Below are 13,373 nucleotides of genomic sequence, written 5' to 3' on the forward strand. Positions count from 1 at the left end.
AGCAAAAAGCCCTGAACGTCAGTTCAGGGCTTTCGGCTTGGTTTGATGCCTGGCAGTTTATGGCGGGCGTCCTGCCCGCCCCCCTTCGGGCCGTTGCTTCGCAACGTTCAAATCCGCTCCCGGCGGATTTGTCCTACAAAATTCCTCTCATCCTGAGACTCTCCCCTCCGGGGCCGCCGCACGCGGCGTTAAGGCCCGTTCCCGACGGGCCTTTCGCATGGCCATGCTCGAGCAGAACGCCAGATAACAGACAAAACAAAAAGCCCCATGCTTTCGCATGAGGCTTGTTGTTTTATTTGATGCCTGGCAGTGTCCTACTCTCGCATGGGGAGACCCCACACTACCATCGGCGCTACGGCGTTTCACTTCTGAGTTCGGCATGGGGTCAGGTGGGACCACCGCGCTATTGCCGCCAGGCAAATTCGTTTCATTCCAACCGCGTCACTCTCGTGTCGCCATCAGAACCAATCTCGGAACTTCGCTGAAAATCTCTTCGTCTCTAAAACACCTTCGGTGTTGTAAGGTTAAGCCTCACGGATCATTAGTACTGGTTAGCTCAATGCATCGCTGCACTTACACACCCAGCCTATCAACGTCTTAGTCTTAAACGTTCCTTCAGGGACCTTAAAGGCCCAGGGAAGACTCATCTTGAGGCAAGTTTCGCGCTTAGATGCTTTCAGCGCTTATCTTTTCCGCACTTAGCTACCGGGCAATGCCATTGGCATGACAACCCGAACACCAGTGGTGCGTTCACTCCGGTCCTCTCGTACTAGGAGCAACCCCTCTCAATCTTCCAACGCCCACGGCAGATAGGGACCGAACTGTCTCACGACGTTCTAAACCCAGCTCGCGTACCACTTTAAATGGCGAACAGCCATACCCTTGGGACCTACTTCAGCCCCAGGATGTGATGAGCCGACATCGAGGTGCCAAACACCGCCGTCGATATGAACTCTTGGGCGGTATCAGCCTGTTATCCCCGGAGTACCTTTTATCCGTTGAGCGATGGCCCTTCCATTCAGAACCACCGGATCACTAAGACCTACTTTCGTACCTGCTCGAGCCGTCACTCTCGCAGTCAAGCTAGCTTATGCCTTTGCACTAACCTCACGATGTCCGACCGTGATTAGCTAACCTTCGTGCTCCTCCGTTACTCTTTGGGAGGAGACCGCCCCAGTCAAACTACCCACCAGACACTGTCCTCACCCCAGATTATGGGGCCGAGTTAGAACATCAAACATTAAAGGGTGGTATTTCAAGGATGGCTCCACGCAGACTGGCGTCCACGCTTCAAAGCCTCCCACCTATCCTACACATCAAGGCTCAATGTTCAGTGTCAAGCTATAGTAAAGGTTCACGGGGTCTTTCCGTCTTGCCGCGGGTACACTGCATCTTCACAGCGAGTTCAATTTCACTGAGTCTCGGGTGGAGACAGCCTGGCCATCATTACGCCATTCGTGCAGGTCGGAACTTACCCGACAAGGAATTTCGCTACCTTAGGACCGTTATAGTTACGGCCGCCGTTTACTGGGGCTTCGATCAAGAGCTTCGCCTTGCGGCTGACCCCATCAATTAACCTTCCAGCACCGGGCAGGCGTCACACCGTATACGTCCACTTTCGTGTTTGCACAGTGCTGTGTTTTTATTAAACAGTTGCAGCCAGCTGGTATCTTCGACTGGCTTCAGCTCCATCCGCAAGGGACTTCACCTACATGCCAGCGTGCCTTCTCCCGAAGTTACGGCACCATTTTGCCTAGTTCCTTCACCCGAGTTCTCTCAAGCGCCTTGGTATTCTCTACCTGACCACCTGTGTCGGTTTGGGGTACGATTCAATGTTACCTGGAGCTTAGAGGATTTTCCTGGAAGCAGGGCATCAACTACTTCTGCACCGTAGTGCATCGTCATCACGCCTCAGGGTTAGTATGCAACCGGATTTACCAGGTCACACCCCCTACACGCTTAAACCGGGACAACCGTCGCCCGGCTAGCCTAGCCTTCTCCGTCCCCCCTTCGCAGTAACACCAAGTACAGGAATATTAACCTGTTTCCCATCGACTACGCTTTTCAGCCTCGCCTTAGGGGTCGACTCACCCTGCCCCGATTAACGTTGGACAGGAACCCTTGGTCTTCCGGCGAGCGGGCTTTTCACCCGCTTTATCGTTACTTATGTCAGCATTCGCACTTCTGATACCTCCAGCAACCCTCACAGGCCACCTTCAACGGCTTACAGAACGCTCCCCTACCCAACAACGCCTAAGCGTCGCTGCCGCAGCTTCGGTGCATGGTTTAGCCCCGTTACATCTTCCGCGCAGGCCGACTCGACCAGTGAGCTATTACGCTTTCTTTAAATGATGGCTGCTTCTAAGCCAACATCCTGGCTGTCTATGCCTTCCCACATCGTTTCCCACTTAACCATGACTTTGGGACCTTAGCTGGCGGTCTGGGTTGTTTCCCTCTTCACGACGGACGTTAGCACCCGCCGTGTGTCTCCCGTGATAACATTCTTCGGTATTCGGAGTTTGCATCGGTTTGGTAAGCCGGGATGGCCCCCTAGCCGAAACAGTGCTCTACCCCCGAAGATGAGTTCACGAGGCGCTACCTAAATAGCTTTCGGGGAGAACCAGCTATCTCCCGGTTTGATTGGCCTTTCACCCCCAGCCACAAGTCATCCGCTAATTTTTCAACATTAGTCGGTTCGGTCCTCCAGTTAGTGTTACCCAACCTTCAACCTGCCCATGGCTAGATCACCGGGTTTCGGGTCTATACCTTGCAACTATTCGCCCAGTTAAGACTCGGTTTCCCTACGGCTCCCCTATACGGTTAACCTTGCTACAAAATATAAGTCGCTGACCCATTATACAAAAGGTACGCAGTCACACCACGAAGGTGCTCCCACTGCTTGTACGTACACGGTTTCAGGTTCTATTTCACTCCCCTCGCCGGGGTTCTTTTCGCCTTTCCCTCACGGTACTGGTTCACTATCGGTCAGTCAGGAGTATTTAGCCTTGGAGGATGGTCCCCCCATATTCAGACAGGATGTCACGTGTCCCGCCCTACTCATCGAACTCACGACCTGTGCATTTTAGTGTACGGGGCTATCACCCTTTGCTGCGCGACTTTCCAGACGCTTCCACTAACACACAAGCCGATTCAGGTTCTGGGCTCCTCCCCGTTCGCTCGCCGCTACTGGGGGAATCTCGGTTGATTTCTTTTCCTCGGGGTACTTAGATGTTTCAGTTCCCCCGGTTCGCCTCATGCCACTATGTATTCATGACATGATAGTGTGTCGAAACACACTGGGTTTCCCCATTCGGGTATCGCCGGTTATAACGGTTCATATCACCTTACCGACGCTTTTCGCAGATTAGCACGCCCTTCATCGCCTCTGACTGCCTAGGCATCCACCGTGTACGCTTAGTCACTTAACCTCACAACCCGAAGATGTTTCCATCGTTCAAGTTGCAAACATTTGAGAGACTCTATGACAGGTTACTCTTCATTCCGGTACTTCTACGGAGGAATGAATTTCAGCCGTCATGTTTCAATTTTCAGCTTGTTCCAGATTGTTAAAGAGCAAAATACTTCGCAGCATACTGTTGCCAATATACTCTGAAGTAGTGAAATACCGGACTATATGGTGGAGCTAAGCGGGATCGAACCGCTGACCTCCTGCGTGCAAGGCAGGCGCTCTCCCAGCTGAGCTATAGCCCCATACAGTCACGCGCAGTACCTTTTCCACTTCCGAGAAGTGGTAGGCCTGAGTGGACTTGAACCACCGACCTCACCCTTATCAGGGGTGCGCTCTAACCACCTGAGCTACAAGCCTATAAAGGTATTTCTGCTCGTTACTTTTTCATCAGACAATCTGTGTGAGCACGCCACGCGAACTAATATCTTTAGGTAAGGAGGTGATCCAACCGCAGGTTCCCCTACGGTTACCTTGTTACGACTTCACCCCAGTCATGAATCACAAAGTGGTAAGCGCCCTCCCGAAGGTTAAGCTACCTACTTCTTTTGCAACCCACTCCCATGGTGTGACGGGCGGTGTGTACAAGGCCCGGGAACGTATTCACCGTAGCATTCTGATCTACGATTACTAGCGATTCCGACTTCATGGAGTCGAGTTGCAGACTCCAATCCGGACTACGACGTACTTTATGAGGTCCGCTTGCTCTCGCGAGGTCGCTTCTCTTTGTATACGCCATTGTAGCACGTGTGTAGCCCTACTCGTAAGGGCCATGATGACTTGACGTCATCCCCACCTTCCTCCAGTTTATCACTGGCAGTCTCCTTTGAGTTCCCGGCCGAACCGCTGGCAACAAAGGATAAGGGTTGCGCTCGTTGCGGGACTTAACCCAACATTTCACAACACGAGCTGACGACAGCCATGCAGCACCTGTCTCAGAGTTCCCGAAGGCACCAATCCATCTCTGGAAAGTTCTCTGGATGTCAAGAGTAGGTAAGGTTCTTCGCGTTGCATCGAATTAAACCACATGCTCCACCGCTTGTGCGGGCCCCCGTCAATTCATTTGAGTTTTAACCTTGCGGCCGTACTCCCCAGGCGGTCGATTTAACGCGTTAGCTCCGGAAGCCACGCCTCAAGGGCACAACCTCCAAATCGACATCGTTTACAGCGTGGACTACCAGGGTATCTAATCCTGTTTGCTCCCCACGCTTTCGCACCTGAGCGTCAGTCTTCGTCCAGGGGGCCGCCTTCGCCACCGGTATTCCTCCAGATCTCTACGCATTTCACCGCTACACCTGGAATTCTACCCCCCTCTACGAGACTCTAGCTTGCCAGTTTCAAATGCAGTTCCCAGGTTGAGCCCGGGGATTTCACATCTGACTTAACAAACCGCCTGCGTGCGCTTTACGCCCAGTAATTCCGATTAACGCTTGCACCCTCCGTATTACCGCGGCTGCTGGCACGGAGTTAGCCGGTGCTTCTTCTGCGAGTAACGTCAATTGATGAGCGTATTAAGCTCACCACCTTCCTCCTCGCTGAAAGTGCTTTACAACCCGAAGGCCTTCTTCACACACGCGGCATGGCTGCATCAGGCTTGCGCCCATTGTGCAATATTCCCCACTGCTGCCTCCCGTAGGAGTCTGGACCGTGTCTCAGTTCCAGTGTGGCTGGTCATCCTCTCAGACCAGCTAGGGATCGTCGCCTAGGTGAGCCATTACCCCACCTACTAGCTAATCCCATCTGGGCACATCTGATGGCAAGAGGCCCGAAGGTCCCCCTCTTTGGTCTTGCGACGTTATGCGGTATTAGCTACCGTTTCCAGTAGTTATCCCCCTCCATCAGGCAGTTTCCCAGACATTACTCACCCGTCCGCCGCTCGTCACCCAGGGAGCAAGCTCCCCTGTGCTACCGCTCGACTTGCATGTGTTAAGCCTGCCGCCAGCGTTCAATCTGAGCCATGATCAAACTCTTCAATTAAAAGCTTGATGTGCTTCCACTCGAGAAGCGATGCTCAAAGATTTACTGCATGAATTTTACTTCAGTTAGTCACTCTTCAAGACTTGATATTTTTTTGCATCCGAGGATGCTGGATATCGTCTTGTGGAGTGCCCACACAGATTGTCTGATAAATTGTTAAAGAGCAGTGAGTTAGGCGCTTTCGCTTGCTAACTCGAGGTGGCGTATATTACGCCTTCCTCTTTCAGAGTCAACCCTAATTTTCAGGATTTTTTCTCTGCGACCCCCGGATACTCTGTGAAGTTGTTCACATGTTCCGTGTCGATGGAGGCGCATTATAGGGAGCCGGTTCAGAATGACAAGCGATAATATGCATTTTTTATCTGACCGCTCACTATTCATTCGTAACGCCTATTAAACCCGCTTTTTGATGGCTTCAGGCAGGTCCGCCAGGCTATTTAGCACCCAATCGGCCAGCTTTTCGCCCTGCTCCGTCACCGGCTTGCCGGTACGCACCAGCACCTTGGTGCCGACGCCGGCCGCGATCGCCGCCTGCATATCTTCCGGTTTATCGCCCACCATATAAGAAGCGGCCATATCGATGTTCAATTCCTGCTGCGCTTGCAGCAGCATGCCCGGCTGCGGTTTACGGCAGTCACACACCTGACGATACTCTTCTACTACCGCCTCCGGATGGTGCGGGCAGAAATAGATGCCGTCGAAGTCAACGTCGCGATCGGCCAGCGACCAGTCCATCCACTCGGTCAGGTACATGAATTGGTCTTCGCTGAACTTGCCGCGCGCAATGCCGGACTGATTGGTCACCATTACCAGCGCGAAGCCCATCTTTTTGAGTTCGCGACAGGCGTCAATCACGCCGTCAATAAAGTGGAAGTTGTCGATTTCATGGACATAGCCATGGTCAACGTTAATCGTACCGTCACGATCGAGAAAAATTGCTGGAACGCTTTGTGTCACCGCTTTGCTCCTGAGGGCCTGTATACGCTGACAGTATCGCATGTTTTACCCCACGCTGAGAACGCCGGAGAACGTCGCAGGCCGTTGACTTGGACGTCTAGACGCCTTAACATCTGATCCATACCTTGGTTCCACGCCGAGGTTTACTTTTATCTAGCCACGGGCAACCACGCTAAAATAAGAAGAATATGATTAAACTTTCTAACATCACTAAAGTGTTCCAGCAGGGTTCGCGCACCATTACCGCGCTCTCTGACGTGACCCTTCACGTCCCTGCCGGGCAAATCTATGGCGTCATCGGTTCCTCCGGCGCCGGTAAAAGCACGCTGATTCGCTGCGCCAACATGCTGGAGCGCCCAACGTCCGGCCAGGTGCTGGTCGATGGTCAGGATCTGACCTCGCTGTCGGAAAGCGAACTGACGCGCGCCCGTCGCCAAATCGGCATGATCTTCCAGCACTTCAACCTGCTCTCTTCCCGCACGGTGTTCGGCAACGTGGCGCTGCCGCTGGAGCTGGACAATACGCCGCGCGCCGAGATCAAAAAGCGCGTGACCGAACTGCTGGAGCTGGTCGGCCTGGCGGACAAGCACGACGCCTACCCGGCCAATCTGTCCGGCGGCCAGAAACAGCGCGTGGCGATCGCCCGCGCGCTGGCCAGCAATCCTAAAGTGCTGCTGTGCGATGAAGCCACCAGCGCGTTGGATCCGGCCACCACCCGTTCCATCCTGGAACTGCTGAAAGACATCAACCGCCGGCTGGGCCTGACCATTCTGCTGATCACCCATGAAATGGACGTGGTGAAACGCATCTGCGACCAGGTCGCGGTCATCAGCCAGGGGCAACTGATCGAAAAAGACAGCGTCAGCGAAGTGTTCTCGCACCCAAAAACCCCGCTGGCCCAGCAGTTCATTCAGTCCACGCTGCATCTGGATATCCCGGACGACTACGCCGCGCGCCTGTCGCCGGAGCGTCAGGGCGACCGCCAACCGCTGCTGCGCCTGGAGTTCACCGGCCAGTCGGTCGATGCGCCGCTGCTGTCTGAAGCCGCTCGCCGCTTCAACGTGAACAACAACATTATCAGCGCCCAGATGGATTATGCCGGCGGCGTGAAATTCGGCGTGATGCTGGCGGAGCTGCACGGCAGCGACGAAGACGCGCTGGCGACGATTAAGTTCCTGCAGGAAAATCAGGTAAAAGTAGAGGTTCTGGGTTATGTCTGAGGCAATGATGTGGTTGATGGCGCGTGGCGTGTGGGAAACCGTCATGATGACCTTTGTCTCCGGCTTCTTCGGTTTCGTGCTCGGCCTGCCGGTAGGTGTGCTGTTGTATGTCACCCGCCCGGGGCAGATCATCGCCAACAACTCGCTGTATAAAATCCTGTCCGGGCTGGTGAACATCTTCCGTTCTATCCCGTTCATTATCCTGCTGGTTTGGATGATTCCGTTTACCCGCATGATCGTCGGCACCTCTATCGGTCTGCAGGCGGCCATCGTGCCGTTGACCGTGGGCGCCGCGCCGTTCATCGCGCGCATGGTGGAAAACGCCCTGCTGGAGATCCCGTCCGGTCTGGTGGAAGCGGCGCGCGCCATGGGCGCCACGCCGATGCAGATCATCAAGAAAGTGTTGCTGCCGGAAGCCCTGCCGGGCCTGGTCAACGCTGCAACCATCACGCTGATCACCCTGGTGGGCTACTCCGCCATGGGCGGCGCAGTCGGCGCCGGCGGTCTGGGCCAAATCGGTTACCAATACGGTTATATCGGTTATAACGCCACAGTGATGAATACCGTATTAGTATTACTGGTAGTTTTGGTTTATCTGATCCAATTCTGCGGCGATCGCATCGTCAAAGCCGTTACCCATAAATAGTTTCACAGCATGTTAATGCGAGTCTAATGAGGAAGGGATATGTCGTTAAAATTTAAATCCATCGCGGCAATTGGCGCACTGATCGGCTCTCTGGCTCTGGTGGGCTGCGGCCAGGATGAAAAGAATCCGAACCACATCAAGGTCGGCGTGATCGTCGGCGCTGAGCAGCAAGTGGCCGAAGTGGCTCAGAAAGTGGCTAAAGAGAAATACGGTCTGGACGTTGAGCTGGTCACTTTCAACGACTACGTGCTGCCTAACGAAGCGTTGAGCAAAGGCGATATCGACCTGAACGCCTTCCAGCACAAGCCATATCTGGATCAGCAGATCAAAGATCGCGGCTACAAGCTGGTGCCGGTCGGCAACACCTTTGTTTACCCGATCGCCGGTTACTCCAAGAAAATCAAATCGCTGGACGAGCTGAAAGAGGGGTCTCAGATCGCACTGCCTAACGATCCGACCAACCTGGGCCGTTCGCTGCTGCTGCTGCAGAAAGTCGGCCTGATCAAACTGAAAGACGGCGTTGGCCTGCTGCCGACCGTGTTGGACGTGACCGAGAACCCGAAAAACCTGAAGCTGGTTGAGCTGGAAGCGCCTCAGCTGCCGCGTTCCCTGGACGATCAGCAGATCGCACTGGCGGTGATCAACACCACCTACGCCAGCCAGATCGGCCTGACGCCGGCGAAAGACGGCCTGTTCGTGGAAGATAAAGACTCGCCTTACGTCAACCTGCTGGTTGCACGCGAAGATAACAAAGATGCGGAAAACGTGAAGAAATTCGTGCAGGCCTATCAGTCTGACGAAGTGGACGCCGCCGCCAACAAAATCTTCAACGGCGGTGCGGTGAAAGGCTGGTAAGCGCTTATTCGCCAATTTTATTCCTATAATTGCAAGACGGGCCAAGGCTCGTCTTGTTATTTCCGCCATAGATTGCTTCAATAGCGCCACTTTCATTAAGGCAGAGGAATCTCAATGCGTGTTTTACCTCTCTGTTTGTTAGCGCTCGCGCTGGCCGGATGTTCATCGCAGCGTATCGCGCCGTCCTCAACAAACAGCACCAGCAAGCCGACCACCACCAGCCCGGCCAAGACCACGCCGGCCGCCCGCCCCGCTCCGGTAAAACTGTACAAAAGTGCAGAAGAGCTCGTGGGCAAGCCGTTCCGCGATCTGGGTGAAGTGTCTGGCGAATCGTGCCAAACCACCGTACAAGACTCCCCACCGAATCTGGCCACCGCCCGTAAACGCATGCAAATCCGCGCGTCTTACATGAAGGCCAACGCCGTGCTGCTGCACGACTGCCAGATCGTCAGCGGCGTCGCCGGTTGTTACCAGCAGGCCGTCTGCCAGGGCTCGGCGCTTAACGTCTCGTCCAAATGACCGAATTCGTTTTCGAGCAGATCGGCGTGATCCGCTCGCCGTATAAAGAAAAATTCGCCGTTCCCCGCCAGCCGGGGCTGGTCGAAGACGGTGGCGGCGAACTGCTGCTGCTGCCGCCCTACAACCAGGCGGAGGCGGTACGCGGCCTCAGCGATTTCAGCCATCTGTGGGTGATGTTCATTTTCCATCAAACCCTGGAAGGCGGCTGGCGGCCGACGGTGCGACCGCCGCGTTTAGGCGGCAATGCCCGCATGGGCGTGTTCGCCACCCGCTCCACCTTCCGCCCCAACCCGCTCGGCATGTCCCTGATCGAACTGAAAGGCGTGCGGGTAAAAAACGGCGACGTGGTGCTGGAGCTGGGCAGCCTCGATCTGGTCGACGGCACCCCGGTGGTGGACATCAAGCCTTATCTGCCGTTCGCCGAGAGCCAGCCGCAGGCCCGCGCCGGCTTTGCCCAGGCCGCGCCCGCCGGCGACATGCCGGTGCGCTTCGCGCCACAGGCCGAACAGCAGCTGCAGCAACATCAGGCGCGTTACCCACAATTAAGGCGTTTTATCAGCCAGGTGCTGGCGCAAGACCCCCGTCCCGCCTATCGTAAAGGAGAGGACGTCGAACGGGATTACGCCGTCTGGCTGCTGGATTTCAACGTGCGCTGGCGCGTCGTGGACGGTCATACCGAAGTGTTGGCACTCGACCCGCGTTAAAATTCCGCCGCCTCTCTTTTGGCGACCCGCTCGCGCTGGTAAACTAAACCACTTTTGTCACTTTTGGCCGCCACTCTGGCAGCCCGATGCAATTTGCAGTTCTAACGGAACCAAAACACCATGCGTACTAGCCAATATCTGCTCTCCACTCTGAAGGAGACACCTGCCGACGCCGAAGTGATCAGCCACCAGCTGATGCTGCGCGCCGGGATGATCCGCAAGCTGGCCTCCGGTCTTTACACCTGGCTGCCGACCGGCCTGCGCGTTCTGAAAAAGGTTGAAAACATCGTTCGCGAAGAAATGAACAATGCTAATGCGATCGAAGTGTCTATGCCGGTGGTTCAGCCTGCCGACCTGTGGCAGGAAAGCGGCCGTTGGGAGCAATACGGCCCCGAGCTGCTGCGCTTTGTCGACCGCGGCGACCGTCCGTTCGTGCTGGGCCCGACGCACGAAGAAGTGATCACCGATCTGATCCGCAACGAGATCAGCTCGTACAAACAGCTGCCGCTGAACTTCTTCCAGATCCAGACCAAGTTCCGCGATGAAGTGCGCCCGCGTTTCGGCGTGATGCGTTCCCGTGAGTTCCTGATGAAGGATGCCTACTCCTTCCATACCTCACAGGAGTCTCTGCAGGAGACTTACGACGCGATGTACGAAGCGTACAGCAAAATCTTCAGCCGCATGGGCCTGGATTTCCGCCCGGTGCAGGCCGATACCGGCTCGATCGGCGGCAGCGCCTCGCACGAATTCCAGGTGCTGGCAGACAGCGGTGAAGACGATATCGTGTTCTCCACCGGCTCCGACTTCGCCGCCAACATCGAGCTGGCGGAAGCGGTCGCGCCGGCGGCTCCACGCTCGGCGGCCAGCGAAGCGCTGCGCCTGGTGGATACGCCAAACGCCAAAACCATCGTTGAGCTGGTCGAGCAGTTCCAGCTGCCGGTGGAAAAAACCGTGAAGACGCTGATGGTGCGCGCCACCGAAGAGAGCGGCCACAAGCTGGTTGCCCTGCTGGTGCGCGGCGATCACGAGCTGAACGAAATCAAGGCCGAGAAGCTGGCGCAGGTTGCCGCGCCGCTGACCTTCGCCACCGAAGAAGAAATTCGCGCCATCGTCGGCGCCGGCCCGGGTTCACTCGGCCCGGTCAACCTGCCGATGCCGGTGGTTGCTGACCGCAGCGTAGCGGCGATGAGCGACTTTGGCGCCGGTGCCAACGTTGACGGCAAACACTACTTCGGCATCAACTGGGAGCGCGACTTGCCGCTGCCACAGGTGGCCGATATCCGTAACGTGGTGGAAGGCGACGCCAGCCCGGACGGTCAGGGCACGCTGCTGATCAAACGCGGCATCGAAGTGGGCCATATCTTCCAGCTCGGCACCAAGTACTCGGAAGCGATGAAAGCGACCGTGCAGGGCGAAGACGGCCGTAACCAGGTGCTGACCATGGGCTGCTACGGCATCGGGGTTACGCGCGTCGTGGCCGCCGCCATCGAGCAGAACCATGACGAACGCGGCATCATCTGGCCGGACGCCATCGCGCCGTTCCAGGTAGCGATCCTGCCGATGAACATGCACAAGTCGTTCCGCGTGCAGGCGCTGGCCGAAGAGCTGTACAACACCCTGCGCTCCCACGGCATCGACGTGATCCTCGATGACCGCAAAGAGCGCCCGGGCGTGATGTTCGCGGATATGGAGCTGATCGGCGTGCCGCACTCTATCGTTATCGGCGATCGCAACCTCGACAACGAAGAGATCGAGTACAAGAACCGCCGCGTCGGCGAGAAGCAAATGATCAAAACCGGCGAAATCGTTGATTTCCTGCTGGGCCAGATCAAACGCTAAGCGACGAACGTCAGAAAATAAAAAACCCGCTCAGGCGGGTTTTTTTATATCCGAAATTGCTTATTTGCTGCTGCAGTTCTTGCTGCGGTCGAACGCGATTTTACCGTCCGGCACCAGCGCCTTTTCGGTCAGACCTTCCTCCATCGACGGCTGCACGCTGAAGTGCGCACTGAACGTCAGGAATACCGGCTCACCGGCGGTCTTGTATGCTTTGGCGTAACCTTGCTCCAGCGCGATGTTGTTGTCCACCGGGAAGGTTTTGCCGGTCGCGCAGTCCTTGAAGACGGCCGCGTCCGCCATATAGGTGTAGCTGCCTTTCAACGTCATCGGCGTTTTAGGCAACGGCTTCTCAACCGGATCCAGGCGGTAATTCAGCTTGGACTCGATCGGCACGCCGCTGCGATCCAGCATTTCCAGGCTCTTGCCCACCGGGCGGAAGTAGCGTTTTTCGCCGTTGCTGTCGGTCAGCACCAGTTTATCCGCGGTGCGCGCCCATTTACCGTAATCGGCAAAGGTCTGATCGCCGTCTTTGGTGCCGCGATAGGTTTCCTGCAGCACGAAGGTGCCGTCCTCATCCAGGAACAGCGCCGTATCCAGACCGCCGCAATCGGCGCAAGGCAACACCCCTTGATAGCTCTGCGGCATCGGCTGCAGCGGTTGTTCCTTCGGTTGATAATGATTGTTGCATCCCAACAACGAGAGTGCGCCTGCCGCGAGGAACAGGGCTACCGTAATTTTTTTCACAGTTATTCTCCTACTGTGTTCATGTATTCCTAAGTGCGAACCTTGCCACGCAGCGCCTTGGTGGCGCCTTTACGCGCCTTGCCTTCCAGGCGACGCAGTTTGGCCCCTTTCGTGGGCTTGGTCGCCTTGCGCGTTTTTTCCACCACCATCGCCTGCCGAATCAGCGCGGCCAGCCTGGCCAACGCCGCTTCGCGATTCAATTCCTGGCTGCGATACTCTTGCGCCTTGATAATCACCACGCCATCAGCGGTAATAAGATGATGATTCAGCGCCAGCAGCCTTTCCTTATAATACTCTGGCAGGCTGGATGCCCGGATGTCAAAGCGCAAATGGATCGCCGTTGAGGTTTTGTTCACGTGCTGGCCGCCCGCGCCCTGCGCGCGGATCGCCGTCAATTCCAGCTCATTATCCGGTATGGCTACGTTTCTTGACAGTTCAAGCACCGG

Annotated in this window: 9 protein-coding genes, 2 tRNA genes and 3 rRNA genes; 6 read left to right on the forward strand and 8 right to left on the reverse strand. The window is 56.0% G+C overall.

Annotated features, from left to right (window positions below; translation table 11 throughout):
• Nucleotides 1–301: 301 nt before the first annotated feature.
• The 6 genes from rrf to gmhB all read right to left on the reverse strand — a co-directional run bounded on the left by rrf (nucleotide 302) and on the right by gmhB (nucleotide 6,400).
• A 5S ribosomal RNA gene (gene rrf, locus SSARUM_RS18655) occupies nucleotides 302–417 on the reverse strand.
• A gap of 103 nt (nucleotides 418–520) precedes the next feature.
• Nucleotides 521–3,428 (reverse strand): 23S ribosomal RNA (locus tag SSARUM_RS18660).
• A 207-nt stretch (nucleotides 3,429–3,635) separates the two neighbouring features.
• Nucleotides 3,636–3,711, reverse strand: a tRNA-Ala gene (locus tag SSARUM_RS18665).
• Nucleotides 3,712–3,749: 38 nt separating this feature from the next.
• A tRNA-Ile gene (locus SSARUM_RS18670) sits at nucleotides 3,750–3,826 on the reverse strand.
• A gap of 75 nt (nucleotides 3,827–3,901) precedes the next feature.
• Nucleotides 3,902–5,443, reverse strand: a 16S ribosomal RNA gene (locus tag SSARUM_RS18675).
• Together the 16S, 23S and 5S rRNA genes with 2 tRNA genes alongside form the textbook arrangement of a ribosomal RNA operon.
• 393 nt (nucleotides 5,444–5,836) lie before the next feature.
• Nucleotides 5,837–6,400 (reverse strand): D-glycero-beta-D-manno-heptose 1,7-bisphosphate 7-phosphatase, encoded by a 564-nt coding sequence (gmhB, locus tag SSARUM_RS18680; RefSeq protein ID WP_033635715.1) that lies wholly within the window; start codon nucleotides 6,398–6,400, stop codon nucleotides 5,837–5,839.
• A 188-nt stretch (nucleotides 6,401–6,588) separates the two neighbouring features.
• Here gmhB and metN point away from each other — a divergent pair, with 188 nt between their 5' ends.
• The 6 genes from metN to proS all read left to right on the forward strand — a co-directional run bounded on the left by metN (nucleotide 6,589) and on the right by proS (nucleotide 12,183).
• Nucleotides 6,589–7,620, forward strand: coding sequence for a methionine ABC transporter ATP-binding protein MetN (metN, locus tag SSARUM_RS18685; protein WP_004932012.1), 1,032 nt, complete (start codon nucleotides 6,589–6,591; stop codon nucleotides 7,618–7,620).
• Nucleotides 7,613–8,266 (forward strand): methionine ABC transporter permease MetI, encoded by a 654-nt coding sequence (locus SSARUM_RS18690; RefSeq protein WP_004932010.1) that lies wholly within the window; start codon nucleotides 7,613–7,615, stop codon nucleotides 8,264–8,266. Before metN ends, SSARUM_RS18690 begins: the two co-directional genes overlap by 8 nt.
• A gap of 39 nt (nucleotides 8,267–8,305) precedes the next feature.
• Nucleotides 8,306–9,121 carry a MetQ/NlpA family lipoprotein gene (locus SSARUM_RS18695; RefSeq protein ID WP_049213629.1) on the forward strand — a complete coding sequence of 272 codons (816 nt, stop codon included), beginning with the start codon at nucleotides 8,306–8,308 and terminating at the stop codon, nucleotides 9,119–9,121.
• Nucleotides 9,122–9,235: 114 nt separating this feature from the next.
• On the forward strand, nucleotides 9,236–9,640 hold the full coding sequence (gene rcsF / locus SSARUM_RS18700; protein WP_033649823.1) for an Rcs stress response system protein RcsF: 405 nt from the start codon (nucleotides 9,236–9,238) through the stop codon (nucleotides 9,638–9,640).
• A complete protein-coding gene (tsaA, locus tag SSARUM_RS18705; RefSeq protein WP_033649822.1) occupies nucleotides 9,637–10,344 on the forward strand; it encodes a tRNA (N6-threonylcarbamoyladenosine(37)-N6)-methyltransferase TrmO in 708 nt (235 codons plus the stop codon). The genes rcsF and tsaA overlap by 4 nt, the downstream gene beginning before the upstream one ends.
• 120 nt (nucleotides 10,345–10,464) lie before the next feature.
• Nucleotides 10,465–12,183, forward strand: coding sequence for a proline--tRNA ligase (gene proS / locus SSARUM_RS18710; RefSeq protein WP_033649821.1), 1,719 nt, complete (start codon nucleotides 10,465–10,467; stop codon nucleotides 12,181–12,183).
• A gap of 60 nt (nucleotides 12,184–12,243) precedes the next feature.
• Here the strand turns inward: proS and nlpE are convergent, their stop codons facing one another.
• On the reverse strand, nucleotides 12,244–12,927 hold the full coding sequence (gene nlpE, locus SSARUM_RS18715) for an envelope stress response activation lipoprotein NlpE (RefSeq protein ID WP_033649820.1): 684 nt from the start codon (nucleotides 12,925–12,927) through the stop codon (nucleotides 12,244–12,246).
• Nucleotides 12,928–12,956: 29 nt separating this feature from the next.
• Nucleotides 12,957–13,370 carry an alternative ribosome rescue aminoacyl-tRNA hydrolase ArfB gene (gene arfB, locus SSARUM_RS18720; RefSeq protein ID WP_028127523.1) on the reverse strand — a complete coding sequence of 138 codons (414 nt, stop codon included), beginning with the start codon at nucleotides 13,368–13,370 and terminating at the stop codon, nucleotides 12,957–12,959.
• Nucleotides 13,371–13,373 lie beyond the last annotated feature (3 nt).

Source organism: Serratia sarumanii (genome assembly GCF_029962605.1).
In the GTDB taxonomy this organism is placed as follows: domain Bacteria; phylum Pseudomonadota; class Gammaproteobacteria; order Enterobacterales; family Enterobacteriaceae; genus Serratia; species Serratia sarumanii.